Consider the following 15471-nt stretch of genomic DNA (forward strand, 5'->3'; position numbering starts at 1 on the left):
GCCTCTCTTTTGCTGAAGGGAAATAGAATCATTCTAGCGTTGATTTCATTGTTATGTCAATAAATCTGACACCATAAAAAAACAATGTTTTCCGCCTATTCTAACCAATTAGACGGTTTTTTTAGCACGTAAACTTACAAAAATTAACGCAGCCCAGCCAATCATAAAAAATACGCCTCCAAGTGGTGTACTCCACACAAATAATCGCTGTCCAAATAATGCTAACGCATACAAACTTCCACTAAATAACAAAATACCTAATATCCAACTTCCACCGATAATGTTTAAGGCTTTCGCTCTGCAAGCGGGCGGATTTTGTGAGGAATTTACCAATTGGAACAAACCTAAAGCCAATAAAGCTAAGGTATGAAACATTTGGTATTGAAGACCGGTATCAATCCAACCTAACGCTTTTGCCTCTAATATTTTAGCTAGTCCATGAGAAGCAAAAGCACCAAAAGCAATACAGAAAAAACCGCTGATTGCCGCAAATAAGATAAATTTATTTTTCATCATTTCTCCTTAAAAATTTTGCTAACTATAACAGCTATTCTATAACCTCGGGAGAATAATATAGGTAAGCGGTCGATTTTAAGTAATTTTTTGCAACTAATTCAAACGCTTTATCCCAAGAAACACGCATCCATTCATCACGACCACGTAAAGTCGTATCTTTGTTACCTTCTAAGTAACCTTTACGTACCATTGGGTGTTTAACACGGGTTTCACCGTGCACTTGATCAGGGACAACCGTTTGTAGTTCATTCTCGATTGACGAAGGCATCGCAGGACCAAATTTAACCACTTTACCGTTTTCAACAACAACACCTAATACCCCCCAGTGTGCTGCTGTCATCACAGTTTGCATTTCTGCCGCTGCCGCTTCCGTTGAAATCAAGGCATTTACACCACCGCCTGCCAAAGATGTCCCTGCAAGGCCGAGAGAAGTGTTTTTAATAAAACCACGACGACTTGCATTAATTTTTTCTTGAGTTTTCATATGCATACCCCTCTGAAAGTTAAGTTAAATTTGACACCTTTCTAAACACGAGGGGATAGCGCATTTCTTTACTATCTGGTGTGATAAGCGGTCTGATTTTGCAAAAATTTTGTGAATTTTGACCGCTTGCCACAGGCTTGCACACCTTATCTAAGACTTAGGCATACAAGCTCGGTATCATGTAAGTTAAATAAAATTAGTGTGAACTACTCGCAACATCTTTTGCGTTACGTTGTAGATAGTTACCGCACGTACATCATCTGCTGACATTGAAGTACGGTCTTTCATTGAATTTACTACGCCGATCCATTGATTTGCCGTATAGTGATCTGCACCAATCGGCGCATGGCAACCGCTACAATGGGTTTGATTTAAATTGTCACCGAAACGATTAAGTGCCTGAATATCGGCAGTTAACGCTGTTTTTGGTAATGTCACTTCAGCCCTCACTTCCTTCCAATCTGAATTGGTTACATTGTCATGAACTGTTTGATGAACAGTGAGTTTGTCTTTTGCTTCATCTGCCACTAAGCCCGCCATAATACGCTGACCTAGCCCCATATAAATGATGCTTTCCGCCCCCACTTGCTGCCAACCTTTAATTGTGCCGGCAACCTTATCACCGGACTCTTTCCATTGTGAGACTTCTGCAAACGGTAATAAACGAATTTCACCGCCTTGTGCGACTTGTGACGGCGCCATCGCTAAGTTATACAATGTTTTGTCACTCGCACTAAATTGTCCGGCGTGTTTAGTTAATTCACCTAATGCCGCACTGTTATCTACTTGCATTTCCGGCATAAAGTGTGCAATACCTTTATGGCAGTCAATACAAGTTTGATTGGTTTCTTGTGCCAATTTATGCATTTTTTGCGCTGTTTCTTTTTGTTCACTGATGATCATTGCATCAAAACTGTGGCAGCTACGGCAAGTTGCCGAATCGGTTTCTTTCATTTCAGCCCAAACACGTTGCGCCATCTCTAAACGATTCGCTTCATAAGCCTCTTGATCTGGCAATTTATTGGTGACAAAGGTATGCCACACATCTTTTAATGCAACAACTTTAGCTTTTACATAATGCAAACCATCTTGAGGAACATGACAATCTGAACATTCGGCACGAATCCCTTTGCGATTAGAAAAATGGACACTACCTTCCCATTCCGCTTGCGGATGGCTCATAGAATGACAACTTACGCAAAATTCCGTAGAACTGGTCGCTTTCATTGCTGACTGTACGCCAAACAATGCTGCAGCACCTAACACAACACATAACACTCCGCTTACTAGCGATAATTTAAATTTGGACATTTTTACCCCACACACTTATAAATAAAAAATACTCCTTTAGGAGTAGTGTAAAGATTTCCATACCTCCAAATGATTGGCTTGCACCAAATCAATTTTTGTCAGCTTTGTATGTAAATTTAGCCATCTGAATGCAATACCACTTTCTAACTATTGCGAAAAACCTCTCCGACCTCTATAATAACTTATATTTATCAACAGACTCCGAGCTTGTGAACCTAACTTCTTATCTGATCCGCTTTGCAAATTTTTTGCTAAATTTAACCGCTTGTCTGTAAGAATATGGTAGCAATGCCTGTAATTAGCTTATACGTAGCTAATTCAAGGGAATTTCAAGAAATTGTTGTTCCTCTCGTGTTTAGAAAGGTGTCCAATGCAATCCATTCCAATTAAAAACATTGGAGCGGATAATGTTTCTCAGCTTATTGATCGCTTTGAACGACAATATGTTTATTTACGTTTATCCGTTACTGATGTCTGCAATTTTCGCTGTAATTATTGTCTGCCGGACGGCTATAAACCGCCTTCCCATAAGCAGCAATTTTTAAGCGTATCTGAAATTCAACGCATTGTGCGTGCTTTTGCCGATCTTGGTACTGAGAAAGTGCGTATTACCGGTGGTGAACCAACTTTACGTAAAGATTTTTTAGAGATCGCACATACTATTTCGCAAACGAACGGCATTAAAAAAGTGGCGTTAACCACTAATGGTTATCGTATGGAACGTGATATCGATTTATGGCAACAAGCCGGTATTACCGATATTAACGTCAGTGTGGATAGCCTTGACACACGCCAATTTCAGCTAATCACCGGCGAAAATAAGTTGCAATCGATCCTAAAAGGCATTGATAGAGCGTTTGAAATCGGTTACCGCAAAATCAAAGTGAATGCGGTGTTAATGAAGCAATACACTGCTCCCGAATTGGATAAATTCCTTGCTTGGATTAAAGATAAACCGATTCAAATGCGTTTTATCGAGCTAATGGAAACCGGTGAAATGGACAGTTTTTTCAAAGCACAGCATTTATCCGGTCAGTCGGTAATGCAACGCTTGTTACAAGAAGGCTGGCAATTACAACCAAAAGCGTTATCAGACGGTCCGGCAAAAGTGCTTTCGCACCCCGACTACCAAGGCGAAATCGGCTTAATTATGCCGTATGAGAAAAATTTCTGTGCCAGCTGCAACCGCCTACGTGTTTCGGCACTCGGTAAATTGCACCTTTGCTTATTCGGTGAGGAAGGCATCGATTTGCGAGATTTACTCTCGGAAGATACCCAACAAGCGCAATTGGAAGCACGTTTAAAAGCCGCATTACAAGGCAAACGGGAGCATCACTATTTGCATATCGGTGATAGTGGCGTTCGAAATAACCTCGCCTCAATCGGCGGCTAGTTTCTCTGTTACTTTTCTTTGCGTTGCCAAAGAAAAGTAACCAAAAGAAAGGCAACCCTACTTCACCGCTGTTCTTCACTTAGTTGAAATTTGCTTAACGGAACATTTTAGATTCGCCTACGGCTCAAGAAAAATGTTCCTACAAATTGCAACACGCTCAGGCGGTTCAGAAGGGAACCCAAGCGGTTATTTTTATTAAGTTCTTTGCAAAACACTTTTCGATAAAGCAAAGAAAGTGACAGAAAAAGTTTGATATTAAGCTCAATATTAATTTACACGAAAAATTAAACAGACCTATTTATGAACCAATTTACTCATATCAATACCAACGGCGAAGCCAATATGGTCGATGTTTCGATGAAACAAGAAACCGTCCGTGTTGCACGTGCCGAAGCATTCGTTTCGATGAATGCCGAAACATTACAAATGATCATCTCTGGTAACCATCACAAAGGTGATGTATTTGCTACCGCTCGTATTGCCGGTATTCAAGCAGCAAAAAGAACGTGGGAACTTATTCCGCTTTGCCATCCTCTTCTCCTGTCAAAAGTTGAAGTACAACTTGAAGCTCTACCGGAAACCAATCAAGTACGCATCGAATCACTGTGCAAATTAACCGGTAAAACCGGCGTAGAAATGGAGGCACTCACTGCTGCCAGCGTGGCAGCGCTCACGATTTACGATATGTGTAAAGCGGTACAAAAAGATATGGTGATTGAAAACGTTCGTTTACTACACAAGAGTGGTGGTAAATCGGGTGAATTTAATGCGGAATAAGAATTAAATTTAGGAATAAATATGATTAACGTTTTATTTTTTGCACAGGTACGCGAATTGGTTGGCGTTGATGCTTTAACTGTTCCAGCCGAGTTTGAAACCGCCGAACAGTTGCGTGAACATTTAAGCCAACAAGGTAAAAAATGGCAATTAGCATTAGAAAAAGGCAAGTTATTAGTGGCAATTAACCAAAGCATTTCACCGTTGGAAAGTGCGATCAAAGATGGCGATGAAGTAGCATTCTTCCCACCGGTGACTGGGGGTTAAATGCACACGACGTTAATCGAAGTTCAACAAGAAACCTTTGATCAAAATACGATTTATTGTTGGTTAAGCGAACAGCATAGCGTGGGAGCAACCACGCTTTTTGTCGGCAAAGTACGAGAAATGAACTTAGGCGATAATGTATCCGGTTTATATCTGGAACATTACCCAGCGATGACTAAAAAAGCACTCCTAGAAATTGTAGATGAGGCTCGTAGCCGCTGGGATTTACAACGTGTAGCGGTAATTCATCGTATTGGGCAACTTCATACCGGTGATGAAATTGTGTTGGTTGGGGTAAGTTCCGCTCACCGAGGCGATGCTTATCATGCGAACGAATTTATCATGGATTACCTTAAAACCCGTGCGCCGTTTTGGAAACGTGAAACCACACAAGATGGTGATCGCTGGATAGAAGGCAGAGAAAGTGACCAACTTGAAGCGGATAAATGGCAATAAGTCACGCCCTTAGATTCACGGAATGTGTCGGAAGGTTTATAATATTCGACAACATTCCGTTTTTTTATATATTGAGAATTTATGACAACACCAATTATTGATTTACAGATTGCTGCTGAAAACAGTGAAAATCTTCCGTCTTTAGAACAATTTACCCAATGGGTGCAACGTGCGTTAGCGCACAAAGCGCAAACTGAAGATTTCCCTGAAACGGAAATCACGATTCGTATCGTGGATGAAGCGGAAAGTCACGAATTAAACTTAACCTATCGTGGTAAAGACAAACCGACCAATGTGCTTTCGTTTCCGTTTGAAGTGCCGGAAGGCATTGAATTACCGTTATTAGGTGATCTGATTATTTGCCGTCACGTGGTAGAAAAAGAAGCACAAGAGCAACAAATTTCATTGGAATCACACTGGGCACACTTAGCGATTCACGGCACGTTACATTTACTCGGTTATGACCATATTGAAGATGCGGAAGCGGAAGAAATGGAAGGTTTAGAAACCGAAATTATGCAAAGTTTAGGTTTTGAAGATCCGTATATTTCAGAAAAAGTGATTGAAGAATAATGCGTAAACTGGTGATTTTAGCCGAAATGCCTCCGCTTGACGGGGGCATTGTTATTCATAGTGGCAATCTCTCCCAAGCCAAACAGTATTTGGGGCAAGAACACCCCTACGCCATTTATGATATGCGTGCTGAAGACGGCGTATGTCTTAACTTAGATGCATTAGCAATTATTGCCGGCACGATTCAGGCACAAGGCACGCTCTACCTTATTTGCCCGAACTGGGATACGCTCGAACAGCAACTTGATTTTGACTCACAACGCTGGAATAGCGGTAAAGTAATTGCTACGCCGAATTTCTATCGCTACTTTAAGGCATTGATACAAAAATTCGGCTTTCAATTTCAAATACTGGCAGAAACCAATTTTAGTCTGCCTCAATATCAGAACCTGTCCACCGAGAGTCTTACGCCACAACAGCAAGAAATCTTTGAAAAATTACCGCTTGATTCGTCAGCTATTCACTTGGTTACCGCATCTCGTGGGCGAGGCAAATCGACCCTCGCCGGTAAATTAGCCCAGCAGTTAGCCCAAACGGAATCGGTACTAATTACCGCAAGAAGTCACTCAGTCTTACCTAGTTTTTGGAAGTCTGCTGCGCAGAATATCCTTTTTTTGCACCCGATCATCTGTTACAAAAAATTGCGGCAAACCAAATTGCAGCAAAGAGTTGGCTATTTATTGATGAAGCGGCAAGTTTACCGTTGCCGATGTTACATCAGCTCTGTGAGTATTTCGACAAAGTGGTGTTAACCACGACCACACATAATTATGAAGGCACTGGGCGAGGCTTCAGCCTGAAACTCCCTCAACAGCTCACAAAGCCGTACCGAGAATGGCAACTGACTAAACCGCTACGTTGGGACGAACATGATCCGTTGGAACAATTTATTGATGAATTATTGATTATGTCGCCACCAAGCGAAACCAATCAATATGCTGAATTTTATCATTTACTGGCGGAAGCACATTACAAAACCACACCGAGCGATTTACGCCGATTATTTGATGCACAAGATCAGTTACTACATTCTTTCTCCGCGCATCAGCGTTTAGTCGGCGGCATTTGGGCTGTACCTGAAGGTGGTTTGGAGCCTGAAGTAGCTGAAGCTATTTGGCGGGGAGAACGTCGCCCACAAGGCAATTTAGTCGCACAATACCTTTGCTTCCAAGGTAACTTACTCGAAGCCTGTCAATTGCGTTCAGTGAGAATTTCACGTATTGCGGTGCAACCCGAATTACAACAGCAAGGAATTGGCAAGCGGTTAATTTCTGACTTTATTTTGCAAAAAATTCAGCAAAATCGACCGCTTGTGGACTATGTTTCGGTTAGCTTCGGACTCACGGAACATCTGTTGCATTTTTGGCAACAATGCGGTTTTCAGTTAGTGCAAATTACCCCAACTAAAGAAGCCAGTAGTGGCTATCATAGTGCGATGATGCTCTACCCGATTTCGGAGCAAGGTCAGAGATTTGTACAACAAGCTACTGATCAATTTGAGCGAGATTTAGCGCTACAGCCTTTTTATGCAGAATTGCAAAATATTTTGCCAATTCGATCGCTTGTTCAAACACAAATGAACGCACAAGATTGGCGTAACATAGAAGGTTTTGCATTGGCACAACGATCTCTAGCGGCAAGTTATGTCAGCCTAGCACGTCTTTACTGGCAAGATCCTCGCAATCATGGCGTGTTAGCAAATCTCTGGCAACAATTCGAGAGTATTCAAGGCAAAAAAGAATGGTTGGAGAAATTGCGTAGCCTAGTTGCTAAATACTTACAATATGCACGCTAATTCGTTGCAAATCGCTATAAAAAAACCACCGCTTGTTACGGTGGTTTTATGTTTAAGAGATCTTATTTTTTACGTTCTAGCCATTTACCGTCCAGATAATCCACAATCCATTTCGTCGCTTTACCGTCTTTTTCAGAAGTCACATATTGACGTTTTTCTTTACGGCTAAAGCGGATAATCGCTTCATTTCCTTCCGGATCTTGCTGAGGTGCATAGGCAAGATATTGTAATTTTTCCGGTAAACGATCACGGTATTGTGCTAATTCAGCAACTTTCGGCGCACGTGTTTCACGTGATTTCGGGAAATTGTGCGCTGACATAAACACACCGCTTGCGCCGTCACGTAATACGAAATACGCATCCGATTTCTCACATTTAAGTTCTGGGAAATGAGTCGGCTCTTCGCGCGGCGGAGCCACTTCACCGTTTTTCAGAATCTTACGGGTGTTATCACAAGCGGTACAACCCATGTATTTACCGAAACGACCAAGTTTGAGGTGCATCTCCGCACCGCATTTATCACATTCAACGATCGGACCGTCATAGCCTTTAATTTTGAATGAACCTTGTTCTAATACGTAACCGTCACAATTCGGATTATTACCACAAATATGTAATTTACGTTGCGGATCAATCACATAGCTATCCATTGCCGAATCACATTTCGGGCAACGCTTACGAGCTAATAAGGCTTTTGCTTCCGATTCTTCATCCAACACATTGAGTAATTCTACTTCCGGAATCAGATTCATCGTAGTTTTACAACGCTCTTTCGGCGGTAACGCATAACCGGTACAACCTAAGAATACGCCGGTAGAAGCGGTACGAATTGCCATTTTTCTTGCGCAAGTCGGACAGTCAATTTCCGTTGGCACAAGGCTATTCGGCTTCATCCCACCTTCTAACTCATCTAATTCGGCTTTGGTAAGCTGCTCAGAGAAATCCTTGAAGAAATTATTAAGCGCTTCTTTCCAGTTTTTATTACCTTCCGCAATTTGGTCGAGTGTTTCTTCCATATTGGCGGTAAAGTCGTAATTCATTAAATCGCTAAATGATTCATCTAAACGATCAGTGACGATTTCCCCCATTTTTTCTGCATAGAAACGGCGATTTTCAGTACGCACGTAACCACGCTCTTGAATGGTTGAAATAATTGCTGCGTAAGTAGACGGACGACCGATACCACGTTTTTCCAGTTCTTTTACTAATGCCGCTTCAGAGAAACGTGCCGGCGGTTTAGTAAAGTGCTGGCTAGGTAATACTTCTTCTAACGCTAATTTTTCATTGAGTACGACTTCCGGTAACACTTGGTCTTCAGCCGTTTTACCTTGTACCGGTAATGCTTTCGTCCAGCCGTCAAAACGTAATACACGCCCCTTCGCTTTTAATTCATAGTCGCCTGCCGTAACAGTAAGGCTGGTTGAATCATAACGAGCCGGTGTCATCTGGCAAGCTAAGAAACGACGCCAAATAAGGTCATACAGACGCTCGGCATCTTTTTCCATACCTTTTAAATCAGACATTTTTACATTCACGTCTGACGGGCGAATCGCTTCATGCGCTTCTTGCGCACCTTCTTTACTTGAATAGAAATTCGGTTTAGCCGGTAGGTACTCGGCTCCGAATTGATTTTCAATATAACCGCGTGCCATCGCTAATGCGTCTTGGCTTAAATTGGTTGAGTCGGTACGCATATAGGTAATATAACCCGCTTCATACAAACGTTGCGCCAACATCATCGTTTTCTTCACACCAAAGCCCAAACGGGTACTTGCCGTTTGTTGTAATGTCGAAGTAATAAATGGCGGGCTTGCTTTCGAAGAAGTCGGCTTTTTATCAATCTCTGAAACAACAAATTTGCTACCTTGTAACGCTTTTACCGCTTCATCCGCTTGTTTTTGATTTTTTGCCGAGAATTCTTTACCCCTATAGCCGATTAAGTCTAACGGCAATTTTCCTTTAGCTGTCAGTGTATTGGCTAAAATCTCCCAATACTCTTCCGGTTGGAATGCCTTAATTTCACGCTCACGCTCAACTAACAGTTTAACTGCAACTGACTGTACACGTCCTGCAGATAAGCCTCGTGCGACTTTTTTCCAAAGTAACGGCGATACCATAAAGCCGACCACACGGTCTAAAAAGCGGCGTGTTTGTTGGGCATTTACACGGTCTAAATTTAAATGATCCGGCTTTTCAAATGCTTTTTGAATAGCATTTTTGGTAATTTCATTAAACACCACTCGGCTAAAACGATCGTCATCACCACCGATAACTTCTCGTAAATGCCAAGCAATTGCTTCCCCCTCTCTATCCAAGTCGGTTGCGAGATAAATATGATCTGCTTTTTTAGCTAAGGATTTTAATTCGGAAACAACTTTTTCTTTATCCGGAAGCACTTGGTAATTCGCTTTCCAATCATGGTAAGGATCGATACCCATACGTTTGACTAATGCGGCACGATCTTTTTCTGCTTTTAATTTTGCTTTTTGTTCTGCAGTCATGCCTTTGGTGGAAATCGGTTTTGCTTTCTCGTTTTTTTCGCTTTCACTACCGCTTTTAGGTAAATCACGAATATGACCGACACTCGATTTAACCACATAATCGCTACCTAAATATTTATTGATTGTCTTAGCTTTCGCCGGTGACTCCACAATAACCAATGATTTTCCCATTAATAACTACCTAAAATGTAAATAATTAAAGAAATATATTATCGTTTATTTCTTTCTAGTTGATATTTGATACTAATTGACCCAAAATATGCTGACAATAGCAAGCCTGATAGTAAAAAACAATATCTAGAGAAAGAAATTATGGACAAACTCAACGCAATTAATCTTTTCTGCCGAGTGATAGAAACACAAAGTTTCACTCAAGCCGCTCAGCTTGAACAAATTTCGTTGGCAATGGCAAGCAAGCTTATTGCTCAGCTTGAGGAGCATCTTAATGTCAGATTACTTTATCGTACAACTCGTAAGATCACTCCAACAGAAGCCGGATTATTTTATTACCAGCGTTGCCTACCTATCCTTAACGAATTAAAAGATGCGGAGAATAGTGTAAGCAATATTACCTCTACATTACAAGGGAAAATCACAATTTCCCTACCGATGGACTTCGGTTCGCGCTTTGTTGCGCCTTATTTAGGTCAATTTATAGCTACTTATCCCAATATTCAGCTTAATATTGAATTTAGTGATCGCCGTGTTGATGTGGTTGCGGAAGGCTATGACCTAGTATTAAGAATTGGTTCGCTTGAAGATAGTTCAATTGTAGCAAAACGTATTGCACAATCAGAACTTATACTACTTGCATCGCCGGAATATTTAGATAAACACGGTACACCAGAAATACTTGAGCAATTAGCTCAGCACTCTTGCTTACTTTATGAAAACCACCAACAGTGGTTATTTGTCGATAATGATCAAAAAATAAAATTTAAACCGACACCACATATCCTCTCAAATAACGGCTATGCACTCTTACAGATGGCAAAAGCCGGGCAAGGTATTGTCAATTTACCGCTCTTTTTAGCCAAAGATGATCTGACTGCCGGTAACTTGGTGGAAGTTTTACCACAGTATAAACAGAATTCCATTGATATCAGTATCTTATATCCACATCGACGCTATTTATCACCTAAGGTAAAAGTATTGATTGAGTTTTTGAGTAAACTTATGCAAGAAAGACAGCAATATTTAACGAAGTAACAAGCGGTCAAATTTATACAATATTTTGCAAAATTGATGCTATCTACACCAGCCGGCACAAGTGCCTTTACTCGTACCTTTGCCATTTTTGAGGAGATAAAATGGCACGAGGAGAACTCTCGCACCTTCATTATATTGGTCATATATTCAATCGCTATTGGTTAAGCTCTAAAATCAAAATCTTTGACATTCTTTGGTAATTGTAATGTTCTCGTTTCTCTTTCGGTAAATCTTCCGTACCGGATACCACAAAGCCTCGCTCTTGGAACCACTGTGTTGTGCGAGTGGTTAAGACAAATAATTTCTCGACCTGTAATTTATAAGCTCTACGTTTAATCGCTTCTAATAACACATCACCTCGTGATGAATCTCGATAATCAGGATGTACCGCCACACACGCCATTTCTGCCATTTTTTCTTCCGGATAATGATTCAGTGCCGCACAAGCAATCACAATACCGTCACGCTCAATAATCGTATAGCTACTGATCTCCATTTCCAGCTGTTCGCGAGAACGCTTAACCAAAATCCCTTGTTCTTCAAGCGGACGAATCAGATTTAACAAACCGGGAATATCAAACGAAGTAGCCAAACGAATATTTTCTGAACTCTCTTCCGATAACTGTGTCCCGATACCGTCACGAGAGAACAACTCTTGAAGTAATGAGCCGTCTTCTTTATAACTCAGCAAATGCGAACGTTTAATGCCGGCATGGCAGGCTTCGATTGCTGCTTGTAAAAAACGCGCAGCGGAATTGTGGTATTGTCCGGACTCAATAAATTGCGTTAAATAACGTTTGGCTTCACGTGGGTGTAAATCCGACAATACATTGCCGCTTTGATCCAAGATCCCTTGTTGATCACAGAAACCGATTAACTTATCGGCTTTTAGCTTGATTGCAATTTGCGTTGCGATCTCCTCAAACGGTAAATTAAACATTTCACCGGTCACTGAAGGAGCTATCGGACCGATAACCACTATCGAATCCTGTGCTAATTGTTGCTGAATCCCTTCGATATTAATCCGACGAATCTTACCGCTTAAACCGTAATCCACACCATCAATTACACCTAACGGCTGTGCTAACACTGCATTGCTACTCACCACATTTAAGACCGGAGAGTTAGGCAGACGCAATGACAAACGAGAAAAAATATCATAATGTAATCCGCCAACCGCTTGCTTCACTACTTCTAATGTTTTGCTATCGGTAATACGAATGTTATTATGATAATCGGAACTCATCTGATTTTTTGCCAACAGCTCATCAATTTGGCAACGAGCCCCAAACACGATCACTAACTTGATACCTAAGCTATGGAGTAAACCAATATCGTTGGTGATATTAATAAAATTCGGGTGAGCAATCGCATTACCGTCTAACATAATCACAAAGGTTTTCTCTCTGTGCATATTTACGTAAGGTGTGGATTGTCTAAACCACTGGACTAATTCTGTGTCACGCATAATTTCCTCATTATTCTTTATTTCTAGTAAATTTATACCAAATTGAATATTTATGCAATTTAAATGAATTAAAGTTTACATCCATACATAAAAAAGCGGTTAAGTTTGCAAATTTTTTCACAAATTTAACCGCTTATGATCGCTTTATGTTCTTTCCGACAACTTCTCAAATTCACTGAAATAGGTCGGGAATGTTTTTGCCGTGCATTTCGGATCTAAAATCGTCACCGGTGTATCAGACAACGCAATCAACGAGAAACACATCGCCATACGATGATCATTATAAGTGGCAATTTCTGCGTGTTGGAATTGAGTTAACGGCAAAGGTTGAATACGAATAAAATCTTCACCTTCTTCCACGCTCGCTCCCACTTTACGCAATTCGGTTGCCATCGCTGCTAAACGATCGGTTTCTTTGACACGCCAGTTATAAATATTGCGAATCACGGTTTCGCCTTCTGCAAATAATGCAGTGGCCGCAATCGTCATTGCAGCATCCGGAATATGGTTCATATCCATATCTACACCTTTAAGCTCCCCCTGCTCCGCTTGGATAAAATTGTCACCCCAAGTAATTTTAGCCCCCGTTGCTTCCAGTACATTCGCAAACAAGCGGTCACCTTGGATAGAATTTTTACCAATGCCAGTGACTTTCACTTTACCTTTAATTGCACCGGCGGCTAAAAAATAAGACGCAGATGAGGCATCTCCTTCCACTAAGTATTTCTCCGGCGAAATATAGCTTTGGTTACCTTTTACCACAAAAGTCTGATAATTTTGGTTCTCAACATTTACCCCAAAATCTTTCATCATCGCTAAGGTAATATCAATATATGGTTTTGATACCAGTTCACCGATAATTTCAATTTCCATATCACCTTCGGCAAGCGGTGCCGCCATCAGTAAAGCGGTTAAAAATTGGCTGGAAATTGAACCGTCAATTTGTACTTTTCCGCCCTTTAAGCCACTGTTTCGGATCGCTACCGGCGGATAACCTTCATTTTCCAAATATTGAACGCTTGCACCAGCTTGGCGAAGTACATCAACCAAGTGTTTGATCGGACGCTCTTTCATACGAGGTTCACCGGTTAAAATAACTTCCGCTTCAGCCGTACCTTTTAAACATAATGCGGCGGTTAACGGACGCATTGCCGTACCTGCATTACCTAAAAATAACGATAAGCCGTTTTGCCAGTTAAATACACCGCCAATACCTTCAACGGTACAAATCGTTTTATCTTCCGATAATGAATAATTCACCCCTAATGCTCTTAGCGCATTGAGCATATGACGAATATCATCACTATCCAATAAATTGGTAACTTTAGTCGTGCCTTTCGCTAATGCGGCTAATAATAACGCTCGATTTGAAAGGCTTTTTGAACCGGGTAAATTAATCTCGCCTTCAACACGGCTGATCGGTGCTAATGTAATTTTTTCCATCTGTATTCTCTTAAATTAGCCTAATACTTTTACTAATGCGGCAAACAAGCGGTCATTTTCTTGCGGTAAACCGATACTGATACGTAAATGACTCGGCATACCATAACCTGCAATCGGACGAACAATTACGCCTTCACGTAACAAGGCTTCATAAATCGGTGCCGCCGGACATTTGAAATCAATCGTAATAAAGTTGCCTTTGGAAGGAATATAGTCCAAACCTTGTGCTTGGCAGAAAGCTTCGTAACGTTGCATTTCTTGGCGATTATTTTCCGCGACTTTTTCCACAAAAGCATCATCATTCATCACCGCAATCGCTGAAGCCAATGCAAGGCTATTGCAGTTAAACGGCTGACGTACACGGTTTAATAAATCGGCAATTTCCGCATTAGAAACCGCATAACCGATACGGAGTCCGGCAAGTCCATAAGCTTTTGAAAGTGAGCGAGACACAATTAAATTCGGATATTTTGCCAATAAAACGAATGAATCGACACGCTCGCAAGCGTCTGTAAATTCAGTATAGGCTTCATCGAGAACTACCAACACATTTGCCGGTACTTTCGCTAAAAACGCATCAATTTTCGCCTCGGTTAAGAAATTGCCGGTCGGATTATTCGGATTGGCAATAAAAATTAGTTTTGTTTTTTCATTGATTGCAGCAAGAAACGCATCTAAATCGTGCCCCCAGTTTTTCGCCGGAATTTCACGTGCCACCGCATTAATCGCTTTAGTGACTAATGGATAAACGATAAAGGCGTATTGCGAATAGATGATTTCATCTTGCTCACCAACAAAAGTATGCGCAAATAATTCTAATAAATCATTTGAACCGTTACCTAAGGTAATTTGATTCACTTGTACGCCGAATTTTTTTGAAATAGCCGCTTTTAATTCAAAGCCGTTTGCATCCGGATAACGAGTGAGATCATTTAATTGATTAATAATTGCTTGTTTTGCACTTTCCGGAAATCCGAACGGATTTTCATTAGAAGCCAGTTTAATAATATTGCTGATACCAAGCTCACGTTCCAATTCTTCAATCGGTTTACCGGCTTGGTAAGGAGAAAGGGATTTCACGCCCTGATTGGCGATGTTGAGAAATTGCATTTTTACCTCTGTAACATTATTTTTATTGAAGTTATTATTGGATTGTATTAGAGAATTCCAATCTTTACCAGTAAAAAATACGTTACAACCGGAAAGATATTAATACACGATTAATTCTTCAGCTAGCTGGCGTAAAATCATATCCATATAAAAAAGGCTATCCAATCT

11 protein-coding genes, 3 pseudogenes and 2 riboswitches are annotated in these 15471 nt (G+C 40.9%); of the genes and pseudogenes, 7 read left to right on the top strand and 7 right to left on the bottom strand.

Annotated elements, in window-relative coordinates; all coding sequences use genetic code 11:
* Window positions 1–108 precede the first annotated feature (108 nt).
* From HMPREF0027_RS05635 to HMPREF0027_RS05645, 3 genes and pseudogenes are all read right to left on the bottom strand, one after another.
* Window positions 109–513: a DUF423 domain-containing protein gene (locus HMPREF0027_RS05635; RefSeq protein WP_044024308.1), complete on the bottom strand. Its 405-nt coding sequence runs from the start codon at window positions 511–513 to the stop codon at window positions 109–111.
* Window positions 514–601: 88 nt separating this feature from the next.
* A pseudogene (locus HMPREF0027_RS05640) lies at window positions 602–1000 on the bottom strand (molybdopterin-dependent oxidoreductase); the annotation flags it as partial.
* Between the two features lie 18 nt (window positions 1001–1018).
* A riboswitch (molybdenum cofactor riboswitch) is annotated at window positions 1019–1189 on the bottom strand.
* 7 nt (window positions 1190–1196) lie between these two features.
* A pseudogene (locus HMPREF0027_RS05645) lies at window positions 1197–2311 on the bottom strand (NapC/NirT family cytochrome c).
* A gap of 187 nt (window positions 2312–2498) precedes the next feature.
* Window positions 2499–2693: riboswitch (molybdenum cofactor riboswitch) on the top strand.
* Between HMPREF0027_RS05645 and moaA the strand changes: the two are divergent.
* The 6 genes and pseudogenes from moaA (at window position 2682) to HMPREF0027_RS11970 (ending at window position 7572) form a co-directional block, all read left to right on the top strand.
* Window positions 2682–3704, top strand: a complete 1023-nt coding sequence (gene moaA, locus HMPREF0027_RS05650) for a GTP 3',8-cyclase MoaA (RefSeq protein ID WP_005622920.1) — start codon at window positions 2682–2684, stop codon at window positions 3702–3704. (Overlaps the previous riboswitch by 12 nt.)
* A gap of 300 nt (window positions 3705–4004) precedes the next feature.
* A complete protein-coding gene (moaC, locus tag HMPREF0027_RS05655; protein WP_005597027.1) occupies window positions 4005–4481 on the top strand; it encodes a cyclic pyranopterin monophosphate synthase MoaC in 477 nt (158 codons plus the stop codon).
* Window positions 4482–4502: 21 nt separating this feature from the next.
* The gene (moaD, locus tag HMPREF0027_RS05660; RefSeq protein WP_005597031.1) at window positions 4503–4748 is read left to right on the top strand and encodes a molybdopterin synthase sulfur carrier subunit; all 246 of its coding nucleotides are present in this window, start codon (window positions 4503–4505) and stop codon (window positions 4746–4748) included.
* Complete coding sequence (gene moaE, locus HMPREF0027_RS05665) at window positions 4749–5204, top strand: molybdopterin synthase catalytic subunit MoaE (RefSeq protein ID WP_005622921.1); 456 nt, start codon at window positions 4749–4751, stop codon at window positions 5202–5204.
* A gap of 81 nt (window positions 5205–5285) precedes the next feature.
* Window positions 5286–5777 (top strand): rRNA maturation RNase YbeY, encoded by a 492-nt coding sequence (ybeY, locus tag HMPREF0027_RS05670; RefSeq protein WP_005622922.1) that lies wholly within the window; start codon window positions 5286–5288, stop codon window positions 5775–5777.
* A pseudogene (locus HMPREF0027_RS11970) lies at window positions 5777–7572 on the top strand (tRNA(Met) cytidine acetyltransferase TmcA domain-containing protein). The gene ybeY and the pseudogene HMPREF0027_RS11970 overlap by 1 nt, the downstream one beginning before the upstream one ends.
* A gap of 62 nt (window positions 7573–7634) precedes the next feature.
* Here HMPREF0027_RS11970 and topA read toward each other — a convergent pair.
* Window positions 7635–10244 (bottom strand): type I DNA topoisomerase, encoded by a 2610-nt coding sequence (gene topA, locus HMPREF0027_RS05685; protein ID WP_005622925.1) that lies wholly within the window; start codon window positions 10242–10244, stop codon window positions 7635–7637.
* Between the two features lie 141 nt (window positions 10245–10385).
* Between topA and HMPREF0027_RS05690 the strand changes: the two genes are divergently transcribed.
* Window positions 10386–11282, top strand: a complete 897-nt coding sequence (locus HMPREF0027_RS05690; RefSeq protein WP_005622926.1) for a LysR family transcriptional regulator — start codon at window positions 10386–10388, stop codon at window positions 11280–11282.
* A gap of 154 nt (window positions 11283–11436) precedes the next feature.
* Here HMPREF0027_RS05690 and argA read toward each other — a convergent pair whose 3' ends face one another.
* From argA to hisC, 3 genes are all read right to left on the bottom strand, one after another.
* A complete protein-coding gene (argA, locus tag HMPREF0027_RS05695) occupies window positions 11437–12750 on the bottom strand; it encodes an amino-acid N-acetyltransferase (RefSeq protein WP_005622927.1) in 1314 nt (437 codons plus the stop codon).
* Between the two features lie 144 nt (window positions 12751–12894).
* Complete coding sequence (gene aroA / locus HMPREF0027_RS05700; RefSeq protein WP_005622928.1) at window positions 12895–14193, bottom strand: 3-phosphoshikimate 1-carboxyvinyltransferase; 1299 nt, start codon at window positions 14191–14193, stop codon at window positions 12895–12897.
* 15 nt (window positions 14194–14208) lie between these two features.
* Window positions 14209–15303 carry a histidinol-phosphate transaminase gene (gene hisC / locus HMPREF0027_RS05705; protein WP_005622930.1) on the bottom strand — a complete coding sequence of 365 codons (1095 nt, stop codon included), beginning with the start codon at window positions 15301–15303 and terminating at the stop codon, window positions 14209–14211.
* Window positions 15304–15471 lie beyond the last annotated feature (168 nt).

Origin of the sequence: Actinobacillus ureae ATCC 25976 (genome assembly GCF_000188255.1) — a bacterium.
In the GTDB taxonomy this organism is placed as follows: domain Bacteria; phylum Pseudomonadota; class Gammaproteobacteria; order Enterobacterales; family Pasteurellaceae; genus Actinobacillus; species Actinobacillus ureae.

Bases quoted from the DNA above. Each gene is read 5' to 3' on its own strand.
- HMPREF0027_RS05635 (WP_044024308.1), bottom strand. From the start codon at position 513: ATGAAAAATAAATTTATCTTATTTGCGGCAATCAGCGGTTTTTTCTGT.
- aroA (WP_005622928.1), bottom strand. From the start codon at position 14,193: ATGGAAAAAATTACATTAGCACCGATCAGCCGTGTTGAAGGCGAGATT.
- ybeY (WP_005622922.1), top strand. From the start codon at position 5,286: ATGACAACACCAATTATTGATTTACAGATTGCTGCTGAAAACAGTGAA.
- argA (WP_005622927.1), bottom strand. From the start codon at position 12,750: ATGCGTGACACAGAATTAGTCCAGTGGTTTAGACAATCCACACCTTAC.
- topA (WP_005622925.1), bottom strand. From the start codon at position 10,244: ATGGGAAAATCATTGGTTATTGTGGAGTCACCGGCGAAAGCTAAGACA.
- moaE (WP_005622921.1), top strand. From the start codon at position 4,749: ATGCACACGACGTTAATCGAAGTTCAACAAGAAACCTTTGATCAAAAT.
- HMPREF0027_RS05690 (WP_005622926.1), top strand. From the start codon at position 10,386: ATGGACAAACTCAACGCAATTAATCTTTTCTGCCGAGTGATAGAAACA.
- moaC (WP_005597027.1), top strand. From the start codon at position 4,005: ATGAACCAATTTACTCATATCAATACCAACGGCGAAGCCAATATGGTC.
- hisC (WP_005622930.1), bottom strand. From the start codon at position 15,303: ATGCAATTTCTCAACATCGCCAATCAGGGCGTGAAATCCCTTTCTCCT.
- moaA (WP_005622920.1), top strand. From the start codon at position 2,682: ATGCAATCCATTCCAATTAAAAACATTGGAGCGGATAATGTTTCTCAG.
- moaD (WP_005597031.1), top strand. From the start codon at position 4,503: ATGATTAACGTTTTATTTTTTGCACAGGTACGCGAATTGGTTGGCGTT.